The 23494-nt window shown below is 58.7% G+C and carries 18 protein-coding genes and 1 pseudogene; 7 read left to right on the top strand and 12 right to left on the bottom strand.

Annotated features, from left to right (window positions below):
• Window positions 1-54: 54 nt before the first annotated feature.
• Both GRI38_RS09685 and GRI38_RS09690 read right to left on the bottom strand, forming a co-directional pair.
• Window positions 55-1197: an NAD(P)H-dependent flavin oxidoreductase gene (locus tag GRI38_RS09685; protein WP_006834188.1), complete on the bottom strand. Its 1143-nt coding sequence runs from the start codon at window positions 1195-1197 to the stop codon at window positions 55-57.
• A gap of 50 nt (window positions 1198-1247) precedes the next feature.
• Window positions 1248-1976, bottom strand: a complete 729-nt coding sequence (locus GRI38_RS09690; RefSeq protein WP_006834189.1) for a FadR/GntR family transcriptional regulator — start codon at window positions 1974-1976, stop codon at window positions 1248-1250.
• Window positions 1977-2177: 201 nt separating this feature from the next.
• Here GRI38_RS09690 and GRI38_RS09695 point away from each other — a divergent pair, with 201 nt between their 5' ends.
• From GRI38_RS09695 to GRI38_RS09715, 5 genes are all read left to right on the top strand, one after another.
• The gene (locus tag GRI38_RS09695; RefSeq protein ID WP_006834190.1) at window positions 2178-3440 is read left to right on the top strand and encodes a cytochrome P450; all 1263 of its coding nucleotides are present in this window, start codon (window positions 2178-2180) and stop codon (window positions 3438-3440) included.
• 28 nt (window positions 3441-3468) lie between these two features.
• Window positions 3469-3795, top strand: coding sequence for a 2Fe-2S iron-sulfur cluster-binding protein (locus GRI38_RS09700; protein WP_006834191.1), 327 nt, complete (start codon window positions 3469-3471; stop codon window positions 3793-3795).
• Between the two features lie 68 nt (window positions 3796-3863).
• A complete protein-coding gene (locus GRI38_RS09705; protein WP_160682999.1) occupies window positions 3864-5075 on the top strand; it encodes an acyl-CoA dehydrogenase family protein in 1212 nt (403 codons plus the stop codon).
• Window positions 5076-5093: 18 nt separating this feature from the next.
• The gene (locus GRI38_RS09710) at window positions 5094-6164 is read left to right on the top strand and encodes an acyl-CoA dehydrogenase family protein (RefSeq protein WP_160683001.1); all 1071 of its coding nucleotides are present in this window, start codon (window positions 5094-5096) and stop codon (window positions 6162-6164) included.
• A 140-nt stretch (window positions 6165-6304) separates the two neighbouring features.
• Window positions 6305-9037: a TonB-dependent receptor gene (locus GRI38_RS09715; RefSeq protein WP_063511639.1), complete on the top strand. Its 2733-nt coding sequence runs from the start codon at window positions 6305-6307 to the stop codon at window positions 9035-9037.
• 118 nt (window positions 9038-9155) lie between these two features.
• Here the strand turns inward: GRI38_RS09715 and GRI38_RS09720 are convergent.
• Window positions 9156-10306, bottom strand: a protein-coding gene (locus tag GRI38_RS09720; protein ID WP_160683003.1) for an IS3 family transposase whose coding sequence is annotated in 2 segments (ribosomal slippage) — window positions 9156-10054 and window positions 10054-10306 — 1152 coding nt in all. Because the reading frame shifts where the segments join, the coding sequence is not laid out codon by codon here.
• Between the two features lie 239 nt (window positions 10307-10545).
• On the opposite strand from GRI38_RS09720, the gene GRI38_RS09725 reads away from it, so the two are divergent.
• Window positions 10546-11184: a TetR/AcrR family transcriptional regulator gene (locus GRI38_RS09725; RefSeq protein ID WP_063512598.1), complete on the top strand. Its 639-nt coding sequence runs from the start codon at window positions 10546-10548 to the stop codon at window positions 11182-11184.
• 41 nt (window positions 11185-11225) lie between these two features.
• Here the strand turns inward: GRI38_RS09725 and GRI38_RS09730 are convergent, their stop codons facing one another.
• From GRI38_RS09730 to GRI38_RS09760, 7 genes are all read right to left on the bottom strand, one after another.
• Entirely contained in the window at window positions 11226-11843 is a 618-nt protein-coding gene (locus GRI38_RS09730; RefSeq protein WP_063512599.1) for an ABC-type transport auxiliary lipoprotein family protein, read from the bottom strand.
• On the bottom strand, window positions 11840-12748 hold the full coding sequence (locus tag GRI38_RS09735) for an MlaD family protein (RefSeq protein WP_063512600.1): 909 nt from the start codon (window positions 12746-12748) through the stop codon (window positions 11840-11842). Before GRI38_RS09735 ends, GRI38_RS09730 begins: the two co-directional genes overlap by 4 nt.
• Window positions 12748-13515 carry an ABC transporter ATP-binding protein gene (locus GRI38_RS09740; protein WP_063512601.1) on the bottom strand — a complete coding sequence of 256 codons (768 nt, stop codon included), beginning with the start codon at window positions 13513-13515 and terminating at the stop codon, window positions 12748-12750. The genes GRI38_RS09735 and GRI38_RS09740 overlap by 1 nt, the downstream gene beginning before the upstream one ends.
• Window positions 13512-14612 (bottom strand): ABC transporter permease, encoded by a 1101-nt coding sequence (locus GRI38_RS09745; protein ID WP_063510889.1) that lies wholly within the window; start codon window positions 14610-14612, stop codon window positions 13512-13514. The genes GRI38_RS09740 and GRI38_RS09745 overlap by 4 nt, the downstream gene beginning before the upstream one ends.
• A gap of 643 nt (window positions 14613-15255) precedes the next feature.
• On the bottom strand, window positions 15256-16704 hold the full coding sequence (locus GRI38_RS09750) for an efflux transporter outer membrane subunit (protein WP_160683005.1): 1449 nt from the start codon (window positions 16702-16704) through the stop codon (window positions 15256-15258).
• Complete coding sequence (locus GRI38_RS09755) at window positions 16701-19964, bottom strand: multidrug efflux RND transporter permease subunit (RefSeq protein WP_160683007.1); 3264 nt, start codon at window positions 19962-19964, stop codon at window positions 16701-16703. Before GRI38_RS09755 ends, GRI38_RS09750 begins: the two co-directional genes overlap by 4 nt.
• A gap of 3 nt (window positions 19965-19967) precedes the next feature.
• The gene (locus GRI38_RS09760) at window positions 19968-21065 is read right to left on the bottom strand and encodes an efflux RND transporter periplasmic adaptor subunit (RefSeq protein ID WP_160683009.1); all 1098 of its coding nucleotides are present in this window, start codon (window positions 21063-21065) and stop codon (window positions 19968-19970) included.
• A gap of 166 nt (window positions 21066-21231) precedes the next feature.
• On the opposite strand from GRI38_RS09760, the gene GRI38_RS09765 reads away from it, so the two are divergent.
• Window positions 21232-21888 (top strand): TetR/AcrR family transcriptional regulator, encoded by a 657-nt coding sequence (locus GRI38_RS09765; RefSeq protein WP_160683011.1) that lies wholly within the window; start codon window positions 21232-21234, stop codon window positions 21886-21888.
• 322 nt (window positions 21889-22210) lie between these two features.
• On the opposite strand, the gene GRI38_RS09770 is transcribed toward GRI38_RS09765, so the two are convergent.
• Together GRI38_RS09770 and GRI38_RS09775 are read right to left on the bottom strand one after the other, a co-directional pair.
• Window positions 22211-22372 (bottom strand): hypothetical protein, encoded by a 162-nt coding sequence (locus GRI38_RS09770; protein ID WP_156494069.1) that lies wholly within the window; start codon window positions 22370-22372, stop codon window positions 22211-22213.
• 39 nt (window positions 22373-22411) lie between these two features.
• Window positions 22412-23355: pseudogene (locus GRI38_RS09775) on the bottom strand (IS630 family transposase).
• Window positions 23356-23494: the final 139 nt, after the last annotated feature.

A 23494-nucleotide genomic window follows, 5' to 3' on the forward strand; every position in this document is an offset into this window, starting at 1 on the left:
GGGGCGGCGCAATTCATGACCTTTGGCGTAAGCCATCTTCTTGCCTCCTGCGCTTCACTTGTAGATACCAGCGGACGCCAACGCCTTCTCGGCTCCATCGACCAGGTCGCGCATCACTTCGGCGGCAGGCCGGATCGAATCGATCAGGCCGATGCCTTGCCCCGCGAAGCCGGGGATGACATCCTTGCGCTCTGCCTTGATCCCGGAGGCCATGACCGGGCCGGAGATCATCGACTGATAGGGCATCGGCAGAGGCTCCTTTCCGGCCTGCACCCAGGCGTCGGCCCATTTGTTACGGATCATGCGCGCCGGTTTGCCGGTAAGCGATCGACTAACGACCGTATCGGCATCGCCGCTTTCGGTGATCGCCTCTTTCTGGAAGCGCTCGATGCCCGCTTCCTCGGTCGCGAGAAATGCCGTGCCGACCCACGCGCCCTCTGCCCCCAGCATCATCGCAGCGGCAACACCCCGGCCATCCGAGATACCGCCGGCCCCAAGGACAGGAACACGATCGCCAACGGCGTCGACCACCTGGGGAATCAAGGAAATAGTCCCGATCGGCGAGTTGTGACCTCCGCCATCGTGCCCTTGCGCGACGATCATGTCGATGCCCGACCCGACGACCTGTTCGGCGTGCTTGACCTTGCCGATCACCGCCATGACCTTGGTGCCATTGGCATGGAGCCGATCCATCCACGGTTCAGGATTGCCAAGGCCGGCAGCATAAACCGGCACCTTTTCCTCGATCACCACTTCCATCTGCGCCTCAAAGAATTCCTTCGAGAACAACTGCGGGCCGCCCTTGCCCATTTCAGGCGCGCCCGCCGCCCGCATGGCGGCGGCAGCATCGACCTCCGGAAGCTCTTCACGATCCATGAAGTCGCGCGCGAACTGCTGATATTCACCCATCAGATCCATGGGATTTTGGGGTGCAGCACCGCTTTGAGGGGCAGAGCCGCGCCTGACCGACGCGGGGAGCAGCGTATCGACACCGAAAGGTTTGTCGGTCAATTCCCGGGTCTGGCGAATCCAGTCACGCAACTGATCGGGCGAACACGCCGCGGCACCCAGGACCCCGAGCCCGCCGGCATTCGAAACCGCAGCCGCCAGCGCCGGAACGCTCGCTCCGCCCATCCCGGCAAGCAGGATCGGGTACCGGATCCCCAGCATTTCGCATATTCGGCTCTTCAACGCCATTCTTCCTCTCCAGCCACTTGCCTAAACGCACACTCAAACTATTGAAAATTCTACAGCTGCCCCCACCGCACCCGCTGCGAGACCAGCTCGGGACTGCGCTCCGAAAGATAGACGGCAGAGCCGGCCACCAACCGGCTCATTGCTTGACGGGCCGCGGCGCTGTCGCCAGTCCGCACTGCCTCGAGCACCCGCACCAGAAACTTCATCTGCACCGCCCGTTCCTGTGCCGAATATCCCAGCGAATGGGAAAACTCGCGGGTCAACAGATGCATCGCAGAGGTCAGCAAACCGAACAGCGGATTGCCGCTCGCCCAACCCAACAAGTCGTGAAATCTGCGATTAAGTTCCTCGAATTGATCAGAGGCTTCATGATGCCTCAATTCCGCCAGACACCCTGCCAACGCGCTGAGATCAGCGGTAGTTGCACGCTGGGCTGCATACCCTGCGACATCGGGAGCAATTGCTTCGCGCAATTCAAGCAAACCACGCAAATCGGCTTCCATGAAATGCAGAATCAATGACAAACTGCTTGCAAAATCGCCGGTCTGCGGACGGGCTACGACGGGACCTCCACCACGGCCGAGCTGGAGATGGATGACCCCTTGCAATTCCAGGAACCGCAAAGCCTCCCGCAAAGTTGCGCGCGCAACCTCGTAACGCGCGAGCATTTCATCCTCGCGCGGAAGCCTGTCACCCGGGTTATGGCGACCCGCCTCGATGTCCCGCACGATGCTTTGCGCAAGAGAAAGGGCACGCTTGGCCTTCTTCACCGCTGACATCCGCCACTCATCAGCACACCCGCACCTCTCGAATAAAAAGTATAAGGATATTAGCAAACCTTCGTTGGATCGGCACACTATCCGATGGGATTGGTGTCTGCAAGGGACTAAAAGAGTATACGATTTATTGACTGCACGAGATGTCTCCCTTAAGGATGACTGAAGGCCGATCAGGCCTGAGATGTAGAAGGAATAGTTCTTATGGACAGCCAGATCGCCGAGCCGGATGCCGCGGCGAGGATCGCGTCAATTCCGATCGAGGAAATCGACGTGGCCCGGCCAAGCCTGTTTCAGAACGATACCATCGGTCTATTTTTTGACAGGTTGCGCGCCGAAGAACCTGTCCACTACTGCCGCGAGAGCTATGTCGGCCCTTACTGGTCCATTACCAAGTTCGACGACATCATGGCGGTGGACACCAATCATAAGGTCTTCTCTTCGGAAGCGAAGCTAGGCGGAATTGCAATCCAGGACATGCATTCGGTGGAAGGCGCGCTCGAACTTGAAATGTTCATAGCGATGGACCCGCCCAAGCACGATCAGCAGCGCAAGGCGGTGACTCCGGCAGTGGCTCCGTCCAACCTGCAACTGCTCGAGCCGATCATCCGCAAGCGCGCGGGAGAGATTCTCGATGAACTCCCGATTGGCGAAGATTTCGACTGGGTGGATAAGGTTGCGATCGAGTTGACGACGATGACGCTGGCAACCTTGTTTGATTTCCCTTGGGAGGAGCGGCGCAAGCTGACGCGCTGGTCCGATGTAGCAACTGCGGCACCTGAAACCGGGATCGTCGAATCCTACGAGGCGCGGCGCGAAGAACTCATCGGTTGCGCGATGTATTTCAAGACTCTGTGGGACGAACGGATAAACGAGGAGCCGAAGAACGACCTCATCTCGATGATGGCTCATTCTCCCGCCACGCGCGACATGCCGTTCCTCGAGTTTCTCGGCAATCTTATGCTGCTGATCGTCGGTGGAAACGACACAACACGCAATTCCATCAGCGGCGGCGTGCTCGCCTTGAACCAAAGCCCGGACGAGTACGCGAAACTCGACGCGGATCCTTCGCTCATTAGCAAAATGGTTCCGGAAATCATCCGTTGGCAGACCCCCCTCACTCATATGCGCCGCACCGCGCTGGAAGATTGGGAGATCGGCGGCAAACAGATCAAGAAGGGCGACAAGGTGGTGATGTGGTACCTGTCAGGCAACCGCGACGAGAGTGCTATCGAGCGCGCGGACCAGTTCATCATCGACCGCAAAAATCCGCGCCATCACCTCTCATTCGGCTATGGCATTCACCGCTGCATGGGAAACCGGCTCGCGGAACTGCAGCTGCGGATCATCTGGGAAGAAATTCACAAGCGCTTTTCCCGGGTCGAGGTTACAGGTGAACCAGAGCGTCTTTTTTCAAACCTCGTCCGCGGAATCACCAGGCTGCCGGTGCGGCTCCGCGCCCGCTGACTCTCGAGATCGAAATGCGGAGTTCAAGATGATCAAAATTACGTTCGTGGCTAGCGATGGTGAGCGACGGGAGGTCGAAATAGAAGAAGGCGAGACAGCCAGGGAAGCGGCGCTATACAATGACGTGCCGGGTATCGATGGCGATTGCGGAGGGGTATGTGCTTGCGCGACCTGTCATGTGCATGTCGATCCCGAATGGATCGACAAGGTGGGTCGGCTTATGCATGATGGAATGGAGGCCGACCTCTTGCAGTTCGCCGAAGGCACCACTGAATACAGTCGCCTTGCCTGTCAGATTCCGATGAAGCCGATGCTGGATGGATTGGTTCTTCACCTACCCGAACAACAATACTGACGGAGGGATCCTCGTCCCCGTAGCCTACATTCTTATCTGTCTTTCCTTGATTCTTCGAGAAAACACCCATGGCCACACAAATCGAGCCCGCAACCCAGACCGACGAAGACGCCTTCCGCGCGGAAGTGCAGCAGTTTCTGGCGGACAATTTTCCCGATGAACTCAAGGGCACCAACAATGCCTTGTCCGGCGTCGACGGCCCGACCAATGAAACCCCCGCCCAGAAAAAATGGCGCGAAGCCATGGGCGCGCGCGGTTGGGGCACGCCGACCTGGCCGAAGGAATACGGCGGCGGCGGCCTCACCAAGGCGCAGGCCAAGATCATCGACCAGGAATTCGCCAAGGCGGGTGCCTACAACCCGATCGGCGGCATGGGCGTCATGATGTTCGGCCCGACGCTGCTCGAATACGGCAACGAGGCACAGAAGCAGGAGCATATTCCGCCGATCTGCCGCGGCGAAATCCGCTGGTGCCAGGGCTATTCGGAACCCAATGCCGGCTCTGACCTCGCGAACCTCCAGACCTTTGCCGAGGACAAGGGGGACCACTACCTTGTCAACGGCCAGAAGACCTGGACCAGCGGCGGGCAATGGGCGGACAAGTGCTTTGCAATTGTACGAACCGACAAGAGCGACAAGCACAAGGGCATCAGCTTCATGCTGATCGACATGGACACGCCCGGCGTCGAAGTCCGCCCGATCACCATGATCAGCGGGACCAGCCCGTTCTGCGAAACCTTTTTCACCGACGTGAAGGTCCCGAAGGAAAACCTCGTCGGCGAGGAAGGCCAGGGCTGGACCATCGGCAAGCGCCTTCTGCAGCACGAGCGCACCAACATCTCGGGCGGCGGCAGCCTCGCCCGTCTCATGGGCCAGAGCCTTGGCGATATCGCCAAGAAGTACCAGCCGACGGGCGCCGACGGCGAACTCGCCGATGCGGTGCTGCGCGACAAGATCGCTGATTTCGAGATCCGCTGGAACAGCTTCCTGCTCACTGCGCGCCGCGCGATGGAGGAAAGCAAGGCAGCTGGCGGCGTCTCCGAAATCAGCTCTGTGCTCAAGAAGCTCGGCACCAAGCTGAGCCAAGAACGCAGCGAATTGCTGATCGAAATCCGCGGGTTGCAGGGCCTCGGCTGGGAAGGCGACGGCTTTTCGGACGGCGAGCTCGAGGCCGTGCGCGCGTGGCTCTTCGGCAAGGCGACCACCATCTATGGCGGCTCGACCGAAATCCAGAACAACATCATCGCCAAGCGCGTGCTCGGCATGCTCGACCACCAGTAAGAGAGGGGAGCAAGGACAATGGCCGTTCTCAACGAAGAACAGGAAATGCTGCGAGATATGGCGCGCGAATGGACCGTCAACGAAAGCCCGGTCACCGAATTCCGCAAGGTCCGCGCCAGCGGCGAGCCCGAAGCCTTCAACCGCGACGCCTATGCGACGATGGCGCAGATGGGCTGGGCCGGGGTCATCATCCCCGAAGAACACGGCGGGTCGGACTTCGGCTTCCTGTCCGCGGGCCTCGTCGTCGAGGAACTCGGCCAGACGCTCACCGCCAGCCCGCTGGTGATGAACACCGTCGCCGCCTCGGCGATCGTTCTGGGCGGCAGCGACGAGCAGAAGGCCAAGTGGCTGCCCAGGCTGGCGAGCGGCGAGGCCATCGCCACCCTCGCCGTCGACGAGGGGCCGAGCCACGATCCTGCGAAGATCGAGACCAGCGTGTCCGACGGCAAGCTGAGCGGCACCAAGGCCTTCGTCCATGAAGCGCATGGCGCGGACCTGTTCGTCGTTGCGGCCAAGGACGGGCTTTACCTGGTCGAGAAAGGCGACGGCGTCGCGCTCACCACCCGCAAGCTGACCGACCAGCGCAGCCATGCCGATGTCACTTTCGACGGTGCGGCCGCGGACAAGCTTGCCAGCGGCGGCGACAGCCTGCTCGACGATGTGCTCGACCGGGCGCGCGTGCTGACGGCAGCCGAGATGCTCGGCATGGCGCAGCAGGTGTTCGACGATACGCTCGCCTATCTGAAGCAGCGCGTGCAGTTCAACCAGGTGCTGGCGAGCTTCCAGGCGCTGCAGCACCGCATGGCGGACCTCTTTGCCGACCTCGCGCAGATGCGTTCGGCGGTCGAGGCGGGCCTCCAGGCCGTCGACGGCGGCTTCGGCGTCGCGCGTGCGGCGACGATCGCCAAGGCGGAGGCCAACCGCGTGATGCACACCATGGCGAACGAGGGGATCCAGCTCCACGGCGGTATCGGCATGACCGACGAATACGACGTCGGCTTCTACCTCAAGCGCGCCCGCGTGCTCGAAGCGAGCTTCGGTTCGTCGAGCTGGTTAAAGGACCGTTTTTCTAAGCTTTCTGGCTACTAGAAACCTGCATGGCATTTTTGCCACATGCTTGTCGACAATGTGAAATAATCCGTCAATTCATCTATCAAGTCTTGAAATTAAACGCGCTTATCGGCATCGACTAGTGCCTAGGATGGGGCACATTCTTAGAGGAGAGGCACATGAAAAGATTTCCATCACGCCACCATTGCGCCCTTGGTGCATTGGCAGCGGCACTTGCCTTCACACCGACAGCCGCCTTCGCCCAGGATGTTGGCGAACCCGATGCGGATCTGGTTGAAGGGGCCGATGTCGAAGACCAAAACGTAATCATTGTTACCGCGCAAGGGCGATCACAGGTCTTGGCGGATGTTCCAGTCGCCGTGTCAGCTGTTTCCGGAGAAACCCTCCAGAATTCGGGCGCCAGCGACATACGTGAGCTGAACCAGGTTGCACCGTCCCTGCTGGTGTCTTCCACCGGCAACGAAGCTAACGGTTCCGCGCGTATTCGCGGTATCGGCACGGTCGGCGACAACCCTGGCCTGGAAAGTTCGGTCGCGGTTTTCGTCGATGGAGTCTATCGCTCTCGTTCGGGAAGCGCCCTGAGTGAGCTCGGCCCTATCGACAGGGTCGAGATACTTCGCGGTCCCCAAGGTACTTTGGGCGGGCGGAACTCGTCGGCAGGCCTGATCAATATCTATACCGCACCGCCCGAGTTCGATTTCAGCGCATACGGGGCCTTCACTTATGGCAACTATGATGCGATCCGCGTCGAAGGCGGCATAAACGCTCCGCTTGGCGACAGAGTAGCTGCGCGCGTTGACGGCGTGTATTTTGAGCGCGACGGCTTCTACAACGATATTACCAATGGTAGGACGATCAACAATCGCGATCGTTATCTGGTCCGCGGTCAGCTCCTGTTCGAACCTAACGACGACCTGTCCATTCGCCTTGTCGGGGATTATTCCAAAAAGGACGAAGCGTGCTGTGCCGCGACGTTCGTCCAGCCCGAGTTTGCTCCGCTTGCACGGATCAGCGCTGGATTTGATCTCTTTACGAGGCCATCGGATGGGGCCGCCCTGACGAGTACCGCAAATCCGATCGTTCCCGTCTTGCTTGCGCTTGGGCAGGATCCGCGTGCCCTCACCCAAGACACATTCAACCGCGACCTGTACCCTACGCCAGGCAGAAGCTATGAAGGCGAAACCGAAGACTACGGTATTTCGGCTGAGATCAATTGGGATTTCGGGAACGTCACGTTGACGTCTATCACGGGCTACCGTGAATATGCCAACAGTCAGGGATCTGACACCGATTACACTACTGTCGATATTCTCTACCGCGCTCCGACCGAGAATGCTCTTGCTCGAGACTTTGAAACATTCACTCAGGAACTGCGCCTTACCGGTGAGGCCTTCGATGGCAAACTGGATTGGTTGATCGGCGCGTATTACGCCAATGAAGAACTGCAGGTGCGTGATAATCTGCGGTTCGGCACCCAGTACGGCAATTTCGTAGCGTGCCGCATTGCGATCGCGATCAATCCGGCTTTGGTCAATCCGGGGGCTTCCAATTGCCTGGGTGCCAACGTGGCGGCATTGGACGGTACGCTGACCGGAAGCCCGGCATTCGGCGCTGCAACCCCGGCGATCCTCGCAGGTATCAACAACCTTGCAAGCATCAGCGATTTGGGAACGGTCAGCGAGGTCTACAATCAGACGAGTGAGAACTTCGCGTTCTTCACGCATAATATCTTTGCGATCACGGATACGCTCGATTTGACGCTGGGGCTTCGTTATACAAACGAAACCAAGGACTTCGACGCAACTTTCCGCAACGACAACACGGTTTGTCCGACAAACCGCAATCTGCTCGGAGGCTTTCTGGGTGTTCCGACTTTGGCACCTCTGGCCGGTGGTATCATCAGCCTTTCCTGCCAAGGCAATTCGACATCGGAGCTCGATGGAGTTTCTCTCGAAGACTCGCGCGAAGAAGAGGAGTTTACCGGCACGGCTATCCTGAGCTGGAAGCCAACTCCCGATCTGCTAGTCTACGGTTCGTATTCACGCGGCTACAAGGCGGGCGGTTTCAACCTCGACAGGTCTGCACTGTCAAATCCGCTTGCGTTCGATCCGGCCAATATCTCGGCAGCCGCGCTGCAGTTCGATGAAGAAACAGTCGATGCATATGAGATCGGCCTCAAATACTCGACACGCGAGTTCGGGGTTAGCATTGCAGGCTTCCGGCAAGAGTTCAGTAACTTCCAGTTGAACACGTTCAATGGGGCGTTCTACATCGTACAGACGGTCAATAGTTGCGATAGCGATCTCGGCGGGGCCGACAGAGACGCAAGCGCGACAACCGGTGCATGCTCTTCCGATGAAGTTGCACCAGGTGTGATCGCTCAAGGGGTCGAGATCGAAACCTATCTACGGCCCGCTCGTGATTTGGATATTACCCTTGGCGTCACCTATTCTGATGCGAGCTTTGAAGACAATCTTATCGGGGACGATACCGGGGCACCGCTCGACCCCGCACTACGCTTGCTGCCAGGCGACAACCTGTCGAATGCACCAGAGATCGTGGCAACATCGTCGCTTACGTGGACGCCGCCAATCGGCGACAGTGGGCTCGAAGGCCTGGTCTTCGTGAACGCTCGTATGGCTGGTGATTACAACACCGGCTCCGACCTGCTCTTCGGCAAGGAACAGGACAGCTTCGTCGTAGTGAACGGGCGTGTGGGTCTGACCAATATTGCGGATCGCTTCGCGATCGAGGGCTGGGTCAATAACTTGTTTGACGTTGGATATACGCAGGTGGCCTTCAACACGCCTTTCGTGGCTCCGCAACAAACGTTCTCCGCTTTTCTTGCGGAACCGCGGACTTACGGCATCACCGTGCGCGGCAAGTTTTAAACTTACTCGCTAATTGCAAGAGGGTTCGGCGCTTCGTTGTGTCGGACCCTCTTTTTTGACCCTCTCTTCTCAGCCAATGTAACTGGTCTGAGTGACGTGCTCCCCTGATTGTTACCATTCAGAGGTAGAGTCTCGCGCCTTCATGATTGATGTTTGATGGGATGGCAACGTGTCTGGTGGCATGCCCCCAGACACGTTCGCCGGCGATCTCGGCGGGGGTCTTCCCGCCCAGTTTCGAGTGTGGCCTGACCGTGTTGTAGTCGTGCCGCCATGCAGCGAGCACGAACCGGGCGTGCGCCAGCGAGGTGAACAGCGTCTCGTTGAGGCATTCGTCGCGCAGACGGCCATTGAAGCTTTCCACGAAGCCGTTCTGCATCGGCTTGCCCGGCGCGATGTAGTGCCACTCGACCCGCCGCTCCTGTGACCAGCGCAGGATGGCCGATGAGGTCAGTTCGGTGCCATTGTCGCTGACCACCGTGTGTGGCTTGCCGCGCATCCCGATCAGGCTGGTCAGTTCCCGGGCGACCCGCGCGCCTGACAGCGACGTGTCGGCCACCAGCGCCAGGCATTCTCGCGAGAAGTCATCGACCACGCACAGGATGCGGAAGCGGCGACCACAGATCAGGCTGTCGGATACAAAGTCGAGCGACCACCGCTGGTTCGGACCATCTGGCAACACCATTGGCCTGCGCGTGCCCAGTGCCCGTTTCCGGCCGCCACGGCGGCGCACCCGTAGCCCTTCCTCGCGGTAGATGCGCAGCAACTTCTTGTGGTTGGGCCTCATGCCTTCCCGCGCCAGCAGGTAGCCCAGACGGCGGTAGCCGAACCGGCGACGCTCCGCTGCCAGCTCGCGCAACCGTTGCCGCAGTGCTCCGTCATCCGGCCTTGTCGGCTCGTAACGGATCACCCTGCGGCTCACACCAACCAGACTGCACGCCCGACGCTCGCTCAGCCCGTGCTGCTCACGGGCATGGGCGACGGCTTCCCGCTTCGCGCCGGGCGTTACCATTTTTTTGATGCCAGATCCTTCAGCACCACGTTGTCGAGCATCGCCTCGGTCAGCAGCTTCTTCAGCCGGCTGTTCTCCTGCTCGAGCGTCCGCAGCCGCCGGGCATCGGAGACCTCCAGCCCGCCGAACTTCGACTTCCACTTGTAGAACGTGGCTGAACTGATCCCGTGGCGGCGGCACACCTCCGCCGTCGGCATCCCAGCCTCCTGCTCCTTCAATACCGCGATGATCTGCTCTTCGCTGAACCTGCTTCGTTTCATTTTCGTCCGACTCCTTCGCGTCGGACTCTACCAAAAGCCGGTCACATTTCAGGGGAGCACGTCAGTCCGTCTCCTTGTCAGGGCCGGACTCTACCTATCATTGGAGGAAATTTAGGGGCTCAGACCACTTGCGAAACTGTTGGCTAACGCCTCTGTCTTCTTTAAGATGGCGGCAATGGCGAGACGGGCGAAACATGTTGGCGGAGAGAAGTGCGTGCCAGGTGATGGAATCAAGTTGAATGGGTAGGCCTACCCGCCAAGCTTCGAGGGTTCTGTCGAGAAAGATACTTCGGACCGCTCGTCAAGCCTTCCTGGATGAAGGATTCGTCAGAACAACAACCGATCACATTGCCGAGAAAGCGGCGATATCAAAACGAACCCTGTATTCTCGGTACACGGGCAAATCGGCACTGTTCGAGACTGTGATCTTGACGGAAATCCACGATCGGTTGAACGCTCTCGAACAGGACATACCGGACCTTGGCAATATCACTCTCGATCTTGTGGTCTTAGCCGAAAAGCTACTTTCGTGGATGCTTTCCGATGTGCATGTCGCTATGGAGCGCGTCGTGCTGGGGGAGGCCACGCGGTTCCCCGCACTTGCAAATAAAGTCTATGAGTTCGGGTTCATCCGCACCACAAAACTGGTGGTCAGAGTGTTGCAGAGAGCGAACGAAAAAGGCGAGATTGCCGTGTCAGATCCCGATTTTGCCGCTGAGCAATTCGTTTCGGCGGTGATCCTTTCACCGTTTCGTCGTGCGGCGCTGGGCATAACTGAAGCTGGCTACACCCCTGAAATTGCCGAACGAATGGATCGATCGGTAAACCTCTTCGTTTACGGTTGTCGACCGTCCGTTGCCGATAGTCCCTCACGATAAGCGGGGGTATGTGGAACCCGTTATCCAAACTGCACGACTAGTTATTCGCCCATATTTTCTCCGACCCAGACAGCCATCTCGTCAGCAATTTGCACACTTGCAGTGTTGAAAGCGTCGATGACTGACGAAACCGTGTTCTCTACTGCCGGCACTTGTCGGGAAAATTTCCCAACTGCCAGGGGGCCAGAGTTCGCAGCGCGAGCGAGTTCGGCTTGAGCGACCACACGGATAACCGGCGGCTTTTCGGACCCATTTTCGTAATAGGCCGCGTAAGAGGTGAATCTCGTAGAGAGCAAATGATGATCGGGTAATCCCGACTGGATCGGCACATAGGCCTGATTTACGTTGCGCTCTATGCTCTCCTTGAGCAGATCGCTTATCATCTCAGGGGCAGGGCTGGCCCACCGGGCCTCGGCCAAATATGTGATCTCCTGCATTTCGACAGTGGGGATCCGGTCTGCATCAGCACCTGAAGGCATCTGGGGTCGAGCGATATAAAGAGGTATACGGCCTTGCGCGACAGCCGGTGCCGTGTCTGCATTGTTGCCCACCCGGTACAGGGACGTCTCGTCGCCAATTCCCAAAACACCGCCGCCGCACCCTGTCAGACCCACCAGCACCACGATGATCGGAAGGTTCTTCGATAGCAATCTGATCATTCTGACAGTTTCCTTTCACGGGGATTACGGCGCAGTTGACGAGAAAGCTGCTCTACTTCAGTCGCGGCTTTATCGAGCGATTCCAGTGTCTGGGCGATCCCTGATCCGTCCGGCCCGGCCAATCCGCTTGTGGCTGTATCGAGTTGCTGGATGACGGTGCGCGCCTCGGCGATCCCGGCCTTCAAATCTCTTGCGGCTGCCGACACGTCCGCGAAGGCCTCCCTGCCATCGCCTTCAATCGCCGTCCGTGCGGATTGCGCAGCACCTTCGACATCTGCAGCAGCGCGGTCCAGCCGGACCAATGTCTGTTCCGCTGTTTCAAACATACCACGACTGGCGCGCAGTTGCTCGGTGGTTGTCTTGACATCGGCAATCGCGGAAGAAATGTTCTCGATGTTTTCATCGGATAGAGCCCGATTAACGCGGCTCAGGACCTCCGAAGCATCGGCAAGCACCTCTCCGCCGCCATCCATCAGCGATTCCATCGAGCTTTCTTCCGCCTGGATGGTCGGTCGCTTATCGCTCGAGCTCTCCATTAGGAAAGGCTTTGTTGGCGTTCCGGCGCCGATCTGAATATGCTTGCCACCGGTAATTCCCTCGGACTCGGTCGTTGCCGTTGAATCTGATCGTACCGGCGTATCCTCTCGAACACGGATTTCGGTCACAACCAGATTCGGGTTGTCCGGATCGAGTTGGATTGACGTGACCTCCCCGACGGGAATCCCGTTGAATTGAACTTCGCTACCCTGGTTCAAGCCGCGAACAGGACCGTCGAAAACGACACGGTATTCGTCGAAATCACTGGTGAACTGCGATTGCCCCAACCACAGCACGAACGCGAAGGCCGCGCCCAGCAGGACAAGCGTCAACCCGCCGATAAGACCGTAATTCGCTTCTCGCTCCATTAGCAATTCCTCTCCTTGGCGCGTTTCGCCCGGCCCGCGAAGAAATCCTTGATCCATGGATGATCGGACTGTTCCAACTCGGGAATTGAAGCAATTTCCACAATTTTACGGTCAGCAACCACAGCGGCGCGGTCGCAAATGGAGTAGAGACTGTCGAGATCGTGAGTTATCATGACTACGGTGAGGCCCAGCGTGTCGGTCAAGGTGCGGATAAGTTGGTCGAATTCTGCCGCACCGATGGGATCAAGCCCTGAAGTAGGCTCGTCCAGAAAGAGTAATTCAGGGTCGAGGGCCAAGGCCCTGGCAACACTGACGCGCTTGCTCATGCCCCCTGAAAGTTCGGTCGGCTGTTGACGCGCGACTTCCGCTTCGAGGCCCACCAGACCAATCTTCATCAAGGCGACACGCTTTAGCCATTCGCCGCGCAATTCGGCATGCTCGATCAAAGGCGCTTCGACATTCTGCCGAACGGTCAGCGATGAAAATAGCGCACCATGCTGGAACATCACGCCAATGCGGCGATCGACGGCAAGGCGATCAGAGGCATTCGACATTTCCTTGCCAAAAATTTCGATAGTTCCGCTATGCGGTTCAAAAAGGCCGAGGATGGCATTCACCAAAACCGACTTTCCGCTTCCCGATCCGCCAATGATTGCAAGAATCTCTCCCCGGCGCACCTCCAGGTCCAGATCTTCGTGAACGACATGGTCGCCAAAGCGGGTGGTCAGACCCTGGACACTGATAATCTGGTCATTCTCTTCGCTCATATGCCGAACACATTGAAAAGAACGGCAAAGGCAGCATCTAGAAAGATGATGGCGAACAGCGCCTGGACAACTGCCACGGTGACTCGGGAGCCGAGTTGCTCGACATCGCCTTTGACAGCAAGGCCGTGCCGACATCCAGTAATGGCAATCGCGGCAGCAAGAACCGGAACCTTCGCTATCCCGACCCAGAAATGGCGAATTTCCACCGCGCTTTCCAACCGCTCGATGAACAGAATCGGGCTTACGCCCATAATGCCCCAGCTGGCGACCAGGCCCCCGGCCAGGCCAGCGATCATGGCGATGACCGAAAGTAACGGCATGGTGATGAGCAAGGACAAGAAACGGGGGAGGACAAGAGCGTCGAACAGATCGATACCCATAACCTGCATCGCCTCGGTTTCCTGGTTCATGCGCATCGCACCGATCTGGGCGGCAAAGGTCGATGTCGATCGCCCGGCAAGAAGGATTGCGGGTATCAACACGCCAAACTCTCGCAGGACCGATATGCCGACCAGTTCCACGACCAGTTCCGCTGCCCCCAATTGTTCCAGCAGATCGCTTCCAATCAGGGCGACCACCGCCCCGATAAAGAACGTCATGATGGCAATCAGCGGCAAGGATTCGAGTCCGGCTTTCTGGATTGACGATGCCAGGGCAACGGGCCTGATGCGGCTGGGGTTTGCGATCGAACGAACCAGAGAAACCTCTAGCTTCCCCAGAAACCGCGCGCTTGTTTTTATGGACTGTCCTGCCCGATAAACCACTTTCCCCAAGCGTACGTGCAGCGGGTGGCGGGCAGCCTCCGAGGCATCTTCTCCCTGGGTGGCGGCGTCCACGAGTTCGAACAAGCGCGCCAGATTTTCAGGCAGTCCCTCAATTTTTGCCGCTCGGTGCACAAGCGTCAGGATTGCAAGCGCGCCGACGCTGTCGATCCGACCTAGCTCGCTGCAGTCGATTTCCGGATGATCCGAAGAACCATACGAAACTGTCGGTGGGAGTTCTGCGAGGTTTTGCGTAATCCAGTCGCCTGAAACGACCAACGTGGCATTTTCCTGTTCCTCTCGAACGAAGATCTCTGGCCGTGATCCCAGCTTCATCGAGCAAAGAGAACAGCTGAAATCATAGGTGCATCAACAGAAACCGGAGCTGGTCGAGCAATGCATCCGGGATACACTCCAAATTCGCCGGAAGCAGTCCGATCCGCTTTGAACAAATAGCTCATGCCGCACTGTCTCTGACCCTTAAGTAGACTGGTTCGTATCATTAACTTAGGGGGTAGGCAAGTGCGCCTAAACGTCTCTCCTGCTAGGTATCGAATTCGCAACTTCAGCTTTATCGCGCAGACGCGGGACATACTGTATCTTCAGAGGATAGCCTATTGCAAACCGCCGGCCATATCGTATCGAATCGGCTAGGCACGTAAGGGGAGGCATCTCCCGGGAAGAGCCTGGTACGGTACGGCTCCGCGCCATTGGCTCGTTTCGCATCGAGCTTGCCTGAGGCGAGACGATCTTCGTCCTGCCGCCGAACGTGTGGAACCTTCTACCCCGGTCTCGATTGCTAATCGGGTGGCCCGTTTGCTCCTGTAGCGAGGCAAAGACGCATGGCCCTCATGCTGCGTTGCGGGAATATCGGAGCTTGCCGGACAACGGCGGCGCTTGGCCCGAAGGCTGGCGAGGTGAGATACCGTCTGAGCGACGTCCGCCCGCGTTGACCTTTGCCGGATTTGCAAGAGTTCTATTAAGTCCCTTGCCAGAGGAGCTTTTCGTCTCCAATACCGCCGCCCAGAGCTACGAAAAGCGTAGCGCAGTTCTGGAGCAAGGCCCGTTCGGTCGCGAGAAGCTCCTGGCGGGCGTTGAACAGGTTTCGTTCAGCATCGAGAACCTCGAGATAATTGGTTACACCCTCCCGATAGCGCAGGCGCGCGATATGGGCGATCCGTTCCTGTGCGATCACGGCGCGTTCCAGGGTTGCAACCTGCTCGGCCAACCAGCGACGTCCGGCCAGTGCATCCGAGACTTCACGGAAGGCCTCCTGGACGGTCCGATCGTAATTCGCCACCTGCTCGACCTCCAGGGCCTGGGCGAGAGCCAGATTGGCTTCGCGTGCACCCCAGTCGAAAATGGGCAGCGAAATGGCCGGACCGAAGCTCCATCCCCAACCGCTGCCCGAAAACAGATCATCAAGGCTGCTTGACGAAAATCCCGTATTGCCGGTCAGCGAGATAGTGGGGAAGAATGCTGCGCGAGCGGCACCGATATTGGCACGTGCTGCCCGTAGCTGTTCTTCGGCCGCGACGATATCGGGCCGTACAAAAAGCAAGGTAGACGGCAGGCCCGCCGCCAGCCGCCGCTCATTACCCTGCTGCGCCAGAGCGAGCCCGTCGGGAAGCGGCTCGGGAATAGTTCCACCCACCAATACCGCCAGCTGATTGTGTAGACGCGCCAATGTTAGCTGCTCGGCTGCCAGTCGCTGTTCTGCCTGGGTCAGCAGTGTTTCCGCCTGACGGAAAGGCAGTGCCGAGGTCACGCCATTATCGAGACGCACTTTTGCAATCCGCAGCCCTTCGCGCCTGCTTTCGGCGGTGGCTTCGGCCAGGGCGATCTGTTCTTCCGTCTCGACGATTTCGTAATAGGTCGCCGCCGTATCCGCAATCAACGAGAGATAGAAAGCACGCTGCGCGGCAACCGTTGCGAGATATTCCGCGCGCGCGGCGTCGCTTAGGCTCGCGACCCGGCCCCAGAAGTCCAATTCAAAGGCACTGACGCCAACGCCTACGTCAAAGCGGTTAAACGTAATCGCATCGGGAGCACCCTCCACATCACCTGTGTCGAGCGCGGGATTAGCCGAAAGCGGCTGGCGTGTGCGAACGGCACCTGCATCAGCAACGATATCAGGCAGTCTGCGGCTGTCCTGGATGCGATAACGCGCGCGAGCCTGTTCTATGCGCGCGGTTGCTGCCAGCAAATCACGATTATTCTCCAGCGCAAGGGCGACGAGGCCCCGCAGGCGAGGATCCACGAACCATTCGCGGTAGGAGAGCTGGGAAGCGACGACTTCGCCATCGGGCAAGTATTCACTGTCGAATGTGGGCGTCGTGGCCGGCGCGGGCCGGACATGGTCGGGCGCCATGCTGGCGCAACCTGCCAGCATCGTCGAAGCCAAGGCCAGGGCAATCAAATGTTTCATCGGACTGGCTCCTCATCCGGACCCGGTTCCGTGTCGTCCGGCTTTGCTTTTCCGGGATCAGCCTCGTCCAGATGTCCGGCTGCGACCGGCTGCTTGCGGCTGACATTCCTGCGCACCAGCAGATAGAGCATCGGGATAAGGAAAATGCCGAAAATCGTAGTTGCGATCATTCCGCCCATCACTCCGGTACCTACCGAGATGCGGCTCGCCGCACCGGCGCCTGAAGCAAGCGCCAAAGGCACCATACCCATGGTGAACGCCAGCGAAGTCATGATGATCGGCCGCAGGCGCAGGCGGGCTGCAGACTTTATTGCATCTATCCGTCGCAACCCTCGTTCTTCTTCCTCGATCGCGAATTCGACAATGAGGATCGCGTTCTTGGCGGCAAGGCCAACAATCGTGATCAAGCCGACGTTGAAATAGATATCCGCCGAAAGGCCGCGTAGCATGGAAAACACGACTGCGCCCAGCACGCCGGTGGGAACAATCAGCAGAACTGCTAGGGGTACCGCCCAGCTTTCGTAGAGCGCAGCAAGCACCAGGAACACGACAATTATCGACAAGCCAAGAAGAAAGCCGATCTGCCCACCCGCCTGTTTTTCTTCGTAAGAAAGGCCAGTCCATTCATAGCCGATGCCTTGCGGCAATTGCTCTGCAAGTTGCTCCATCTCGGCAAGCGCGGAGCCAGAGGACTCACCGGGGGCGGCCGTTCCCGAAAGTGTCATCGCGGGGTATCCGTTATATCGCGACAGGCTGGCGGGTGCTGCCGACCAACGGGCGGACGCAAAGGCGCTGAATGGCACTAACTCTCCGCTTGCATTTGGAATGCGCAGGGCCATGATATCCTCGGGCGTCATCCGATAAGGGGCGTCAGCCTGTATTTGCACCTGCAGCACACGTCCGTCGCGGTTGAAATCGTTGACATAAGCTGAGCCGAAAGTGATCGATAGCGCGGTGTTCACATCGGACAGCGAAAGGCCGAGTGCACGAGCCTGAACCCTGTCAATTTCAACCTCGACCTCTGGGCTGGGACCCTGGTCTTCCGGTCGCAGATTGGCAATAACTGGACTTTGAGAAGCAATGCCCAGCATTTGGTCGCGCGCTGCGGTCAGAGTTTCGCGCCCCACCCCGCCACGATCCTGCAACTTGAGGGTGAAGCCGCTGGCCCTGCCCAGCGACTGGATTGCAGGAGGCTGGATTACAAAGGCACTGGCATTGTCGAGCTGCATAAAACGGTCCATTGCATCTGCCAGCATTTCGCCGGCGCTACTGTCGGGCCCAGTCCGTTCTTCCCAGGGTTTGAAAGTTGTAAACATCAAGGCGTTGTTCTGCCCGCGTCCAAAGAAGCTGAAACCGCGGACAAGTACGAGGTTCTCAACCTCCTCACGATTCATCCAATATCCGGTGATCGGCTCCAACGCCTCGTCAGTTCGAGCCTGGGTCGCACCTGGTTGGGTCTGGACCGCAGTGATAAGAAATCCCTGGTCTTCGGTCGGCAGCATCGCGGATGGAAGGCGGGCGAACAGCACCACCGTCAGCAGGACGAGCGTGAGGAAAACCGCGAAGCCGCGCCATGGCCGCGACAGGATACGGTCATTGGTGCGACCGTATTTTTCCTGCATTCGCGCAAACCAACGGTTAAAACGCGAGAAAAAGCGCGCTCCGAAACCGCCGGCACGCGCCAGCATGCCTCGCCAACCCGACGCTGCCTCGACCTCCGGATCAACGTCCACTTCTCCGGCATCATCGTGTTCATGATCCATCGGCTTGAGAAAGGTCGCGCACAAGGCTGGGGTAAGCGAAAGAGCCAGAAAAGCTGAAAAGAAGATCGCGATTGCCAGCGTGACCGAAAATTGCCGATAGATTCCGCCTGTGGAGCCGGGGAAGAACGCCATCGGGATGAAAACGGCAATCAATACCAGCGTGATACCGATGATCGCACCGGTGATTTGCCCCATTGCCTTGCGGGTAGCCTCCAGCGGCGGCAACCCTTCCTCGCGCATGATGCGTTCGACATTTTCAATGACCACGATGGCATCATCCACAAGGATACCGATAGCCAGGACCATGCCAAAAAGTGACAGAACGTTGATGGAGAAACCGAACAGCCACAATCCCAGACACGCCCCGGCCAAGGCGATCGGCACCACAAGTGTGGGGATGAGCGTGGCGCGCCAATTCTGCAGGAAGAGAAACATAACGAGAAAGACGAGGACCATCGCCTCGACCAGCGTTATGACGACTTCTTCCACCGACGCTTCGACGAATGGGGTAGTGTCGTAGGGGATCTCCCATGCCACATCAGGTGGCAAGCCTTCGTCGATTTCGGCCAGGCGTTCCCGGATACCTTCGGCCGTGGTCAAGGCATTGGCACCGGTAGCGAGTTGGATCGCCATCCCGGCCATCGGCTGGCCATTGAGGGTGGCGGAGGTCGCATAGGATTGAGCCCCGATCTCGACCCTCGCGACTTCACCCAGCCGCACCACTGCTGCACCTGTGTTGGCCCGCAAAATAATGTTCTCGAACTCCTCCACGGTAGAGAAGCGGCCCTCGGTGGAGATGTTGGCCGTAATGAGTTGCCCTTCGGCAAGTGGTTGTGCGCCGATGGCACCGCCTGCCGTCTGAGCGTTTTCTTCGCGGACTGCTGCCAGCACGGCTGACGGAGACAGATTGTAGGAAGCCAGCGCTTCGGGATCGAGCCAGATGCGCATTGCATAAGGCGATCCGAACAACATAACGTCGCCCACGCCGTTTACCCGGCGCAGTTCGTCGATCACCTGGTTGGATGCGATATTACCAAGATCGGTGGAATCAAGACTTCCGCTGGCGGACGTCAAGGCTACGATCATGAGGAACCCCTCACTCGCCTGCCGAACTGTAATGCCTTGGCGGCGCACCTCCTCGGGCAGGCGGGCCTCCACCGTGCTGAGGCGGTTCTGCACCTCGGTTTGGGCGATATCGATGTCAGTGCCCGCTTCGAAGGTCAGAGTAATGCTGGCCTGCCCCGCCGAGGTGCTGGTCGAGGACATATAGAGAAAGCCATCGACCCCATTGAGTTGCTGCTCGATTACCTGAGTAACATTCTGCTCGAGTGTCTCTGCCCCGGCGCCTGGATAAACGACATTGATCGTCAGCGACGGCGGCGCGACTTCGGGATATTGTTCGACCGGCAAGGCGCGCAAGGCAAGCAACCCCGCAAGAAGGATAGCCAGCGAAACCACCCAGGCGAAAATCGGGCGAACGATGAAGAAGCGTGCCATGCGCTAGCGACCCTTGCCAGAAGCGGCGGTAGAGGGAGCGGGGGCAGGTCGACGGCCGGTGGGCGTGTTGGATATCTTGACCGGAACACCCGGTCGGATTTTCTGAAGATTGCTCACAATAACCGTATCGCCTGGCTTCAGACCGCTTTCGACGATCCATTCGCCATCGACCATATTTCCCAGCTTGATCGGCCGGACCAGGGCCTGCCCCTCCTTGTCGATCAGGTAAACGGAACCGCCCTCACCGGTAAGAGTCACTGCCTGTTGCGGGATGGTGATCCCGTTCGGGATCTTGCCGGCATAAATTTTCGCCCGCACGAACTCGCCCGGAAGCAGCAGGCGTGACGAATTACCGAATTCGGCACGCAGCTCAACGGTCCCGGTCTGTTCATCGACCGAGAAATCAAGAAAATCGATATAACCCCTGATAGGATATTCGGTCCCGTTACCGAAGGTGAGGCGTACCTCGATCTGTTCGCCATCATTCAGATCGATTTCGCCCGAAGCGATGGCGCGGCGCAGGTCGATAACCTCGCTGGCTGCCTGTGCGAAGCTTACATAAACTGACGAAATCTGTTCGATCCGGGTCATCAGCGTACCTTCCGGCTGACTGACAAGGGCCCCTTCGGTAACCTGCGCACGGCCCGCACGGCCGCTGATCGGCGCGCGCACGGTGGTATAACCGAGTTGCAGAGAGGCCGCCTCCAGCTGCGCCTGAATCTGGGCAACATTTGCCTCCGCCTCGCGCGAAGCGGCAATCGCCGCGTCGTATTCCTGACTGCTGATAGCGTTTTCTTCGATCAACGGGCGGTAACGTTCGACCACGGCCCGGGCATTGGCTGCTGTTGCCCGTGCGCGGGCAAGTGCAGCCCTCGTCTGGTTCAAACTGGCGCGCAGTTCGCGCGGATCGATGCGGAAAAGTGGTTGTCCATTTCTTATGTCGGTTCCTTCTTCGTAAAGCCGCTCTTGCACTATCCCCGTAACCCGGGCGCGCACCTCTGCCACGCGTACCGGCTCGACCCGTCCAGGTAGTTCGATTATGTTCGGAACGGTTTGCGCAGCTACTGTTACCGTGCGGACCGGAATCGCCTGAGGCGCCATTTCTTCATTCGGTTCGGCACAGCCGACGAGCAAGAGGGCTGCGGCTAAGAATACAATTTTGGATTTCACGGGTGGCGGCTTTCAGTCAGCTTTTGTGCATGTGCGAAGATGTAATAGATATTACGCTGTTGTCCGGCAACCCGTTTTCGTCGAGGTTTGCGCTAAAATGACCGATCAAACCGAATGTGACCGACTTGACCGCCGCAGGCGAGCCTTCATCGAAGCTGCCAGGGAATTGTTCGTTAGACTGGGCTACGAACGCACGACGCTGGGTGACATAGTCGATCGTGCAGGCGGCTCTTTGGCTACGGTCTACAAGCTGTTCGGCAACAAAGAAGGGATACTCGAGGTTGTTGTTTTCGAAAAGGCATCTTCCGGCGCGACGCTGGTCCGCGAGGCAGCTGAAAAAGGCGGTACGCCGCACGAAATCCTTCACCGCCTTGCAGTAAGTTTTCAGGCCCACTTCCTAGATCCGGAAGTAGTCGCTTTGGTTCGAATCGTCATCGCACGAAGCGTAAGCGACAAGGATTTCGCCCGACGGTTTTTCGAACGTACGGCCACGCGGACCCTTGATTCGCTCCAACAGCTCTTTGCGGACTGGCAAGATAGAGGGATCGAACTGAACGCACCACCGCATATACTTGCTGAATTGTTTCTTGGGCTATTCGTAAGCGACGTTCATGCAGACGCGATCAGTCACAGGGTGGGTATGGACAACAGCCTTGAGCGATTACGCGCCAGAACCCAGTTCTTCGTTATGGGATCGGGTGTGCTGGAAAACAAGAACGCAAACATCTCCTTCGAAGGTCCAAACGGGCTATAAGTTTCTCTACCGTAGTTCACCCGGCAGATAGATTATCCGACTTATCCAGACAGAAACCTATAACCGAGCCGCAGCCTGACGGAGCGCCAATACATTTTATACGGCCTTGGCGGGCCGTCGACCTGTTACAGGAAGATTGCGTGCCTCCGTACGACGAAGATGTTGGCCAGCAGTGCTCTAGGCCGCGTGGACAAAGGATATCCGTAGTTTGACTGAGGCGAAAGCTACGAAGCCAAGGTAGCACCCTTTGGTTTTGTCGTAGTGAGTTGGCAACCATGCGCCAGTTCTTCAGTCTGTTGAACAATCGCTCGATAAGGTTACGTCAGCGGCATTTCTCCCGATCATGTGGGGCGGGGTTGCGGCGGTTGCTCCTTGCGGGGATCACAGCCTCGACGCCGGCAGCGACGATCTCCTCGCGGATGGCATCGGCATCATAACCGCGATCAGCCAGGAATGCCTCGATCCGGTTCCCGCTCGGTGCCATGCCAGCCCCAAGATATACAAGGTTGAGAGCGGATTCCGTTCACTCTGGGTCATAGCCGCAGGAGCTGAAGTAGTTGGCGCATTCGTCGGGCTGGAAGAGGTCGACGAGCCTGCCGATCAGGTCCCAGGCCGGATACGGTTCGCTCCGCTGCCTTGCGGAGCATCGCCTTGAGCCGGGCGAAGGCCTTCTCGATGGGATTGAAGTCGGGACTGTAGGGCGGGAGGGACAGCAGTGTTGCCCCTGCCGCCTCGATCAGCTCGCGCACCGACGCGCGCTTATGGCTCGACAGGTTATCCATGATGACGATGTCGCCACAGCGCAGCTCGGGTACGAGAACCTGGACGACATAGGCTTCGAACCAGTCGCCGTTGATCGGCCCGTCGAGCACCATCGGAGCGATCATTCCACTCATCCGCAGGCCGGCCACCAGCGTGGTCGTTTTGCGATGCCCATGCGGGAAGCCCATCCTCAGACGCTCGCCCCTGGCGCACCGGCCATGGCTGCGGGTCATGTTGGTCGCGGTCCACGTTTCGTCGATGAAGACCAGACGCTCCGGATCGAGGTCGAGTTGCCCTTCGAACCAGGCGCGGCGCTGGCTCAGGACGTCGGGCCGGTCCTGCTCGATCGCGTGGCCGGTCTTTTTTGCGCGTGATGCCGTGACGCACGAAGAAGCGATGAAGCGTCGAGTTCGCCACTACCAGACCGATGCCGCTCAGTTCCGCCCGAAGCTCGTCGAGCGTGATGTCCTTGCGCGCTTCCCACAGAGCCAGGATCATCTCCCGATACTCCTCGACCCGGCGCGAGCGCGTGTCCCCGCCTTGCGGCTTGGGTGCAAAGTTCCCGGTCGCGCGGCGCTGCGCCTGCCACCGGATCGCTGTCGAAGGGGCAACACCAAACCGGTCGGCCGCCGAACGGCAACTCATCCCCGCGTCAACCGCGCCCAGCAGCCGCGAACGTAAATCCATCGAGAGAGGCTGACCCATTCCATACTGGCCTCCTTCACCTGCCAGCATGATGAATCAGAAAATCACCGGCTTGGGAATCCCTCGCGATTCGGACCGGGCGGAAACCGCTCTAGCACCTGGGATCGCAAATTTTGAATAGCCCTTAGATTTGTGGACG

Source organism: Parapontixanthobacter aurantiacus (genome assembly GCF_009827635.1).
Lineage (GTDB): Bacteria > Pseudomonadota > Alphaproteobacteria > Sphingomonadales > Sphingomonadaceae > Parapontixanthobacter > Parapontixanthobacter aurantiacus.

Excerpts from the sequence above, each read along its gene's own strand:
- GRI38_RS09685 (WP_006834188.1), bottom strand. The coding sequence starts at position 1,197 with ATGGCGTTGAAGAGCCGAATATGCGAAATGCTGGGGATCCGGTACCCG.
- GRI38_RS09690 (WP_006834189.1), bottom strand. The coding sequence starts at position 1,976 with ATGTCAGCGGTGAAGAAGGCCAAGCGTGCCCTTTCTCTTGCGCAAAGC.
- GRI38_RS09695 (WP_006834190.1), top strand. The coding sequence starts at position 2,178 with ATGGACAGCCAGATCGCCGAGCCGGATGCCGCGGCGAGGATCGCGTCA.
- GRI38_RS09700 (WP_006834191.1), top strand. The coding sequence starts at position 3,469 with ATGATCAAAATTACGTTCGTGGCTAGCGATGGTGAGCGACGGGAGGTC.
- GRI38_RS09705 (WP_160682999.1), top strand. The coding sequence starts at position 3,864 with ATGGCCACACAAATCGAGCCCGCAACCCAGACCGACGAAGACGCCTTC.
- GRI38_RS09710 (WP_160683001.1), top strand. The coding sequence starts at position 5,094 with ATGGCCGTTCTCAACGAAGAACAGGAAATGCTGCGAGATATGGCGCGC.
- GRI38_RS09715 (WP_063511639.1), top strand. The coding sequence starts at position 6,305 with ATGAAAAGATTTCCATCACGCCACCATTGCGCCCTTGGTGCATTGGCA.
- GRI38_RS09725 (WP_063512598.1), top strand. The coding sequence starts at position 10,546 with ATGGGTAGGCCTACCCGCCAAGCTTCGAGGGTTCTGTCGAGAAAGATA.
- GRI38_RS09730 (WP_063512599.1), bottom strand. The coding sequence starts at position 11,843 with ATGATCAGATTGCTATCGAAGAACCTTCCGATCATCGTGGTGCTGGTG.
- GRI38_RS09735 (WP_063512600.1), bottom strand. The coding sequence starts at position 12,748 with ATGGAGCGAGAAGCGAATTACGGTCTTATCGGCGGGTTGACGCTTGTC.
- GRI38_RS09740 (WP_063512601.1), bottom strand. The coding sequence starts at position 13,515 with ATGAGCGAAGAGAATGACCAGATTATCAGTGTCCAGGGTCTGACCACC.
- GRI38_RS09745 (WP_063510889.1), bottom strand. The coding sequence starts at position 14,612 with ATGAAGCTGGGATCACGGCCAGAGATCTTCGTTCGAGAGGAACAGGAA.
- GRI38_RS09750 (WP_160683005.1), bottom strand. The coding sequence starts at position 16,704 with ATGAAACATTTGATTGCCCTGGCCTTGGCTTCGACGATGCTGGCAGGT.
- GRI38_RS09755 (WP_160683007.1), bottom strand. The coding sequence starts at position 19,964 with ATGGCACGCTTCTTCATCGTTCGCCCGATTTTCGCCTGGGTGGTTTCG.
- GRI38_RS09760 (WP_160683009.1), bottom strand. The coding sequence starts at position 21,065 with ATGGCGCCTCAGGCGATTCCGGTCCGCACGGTAACAGTAGCTGCGCAA.
- GRI38_RS09765 (WP_160683011.1), top strand. The coding sequence starts at position 21,232 with ATGACCGATCAAACCGAATGTGACCGACTTGACCGCCGCAGGCGAGCC.
- GRI38_RS09770 (WP_156494069.1), bottom strand. The coding sequence starts at position 22,372 with ATGGCACCGAGCGGGAACCGGATCGAGGCATTCCTGGCTGATCGCGGT.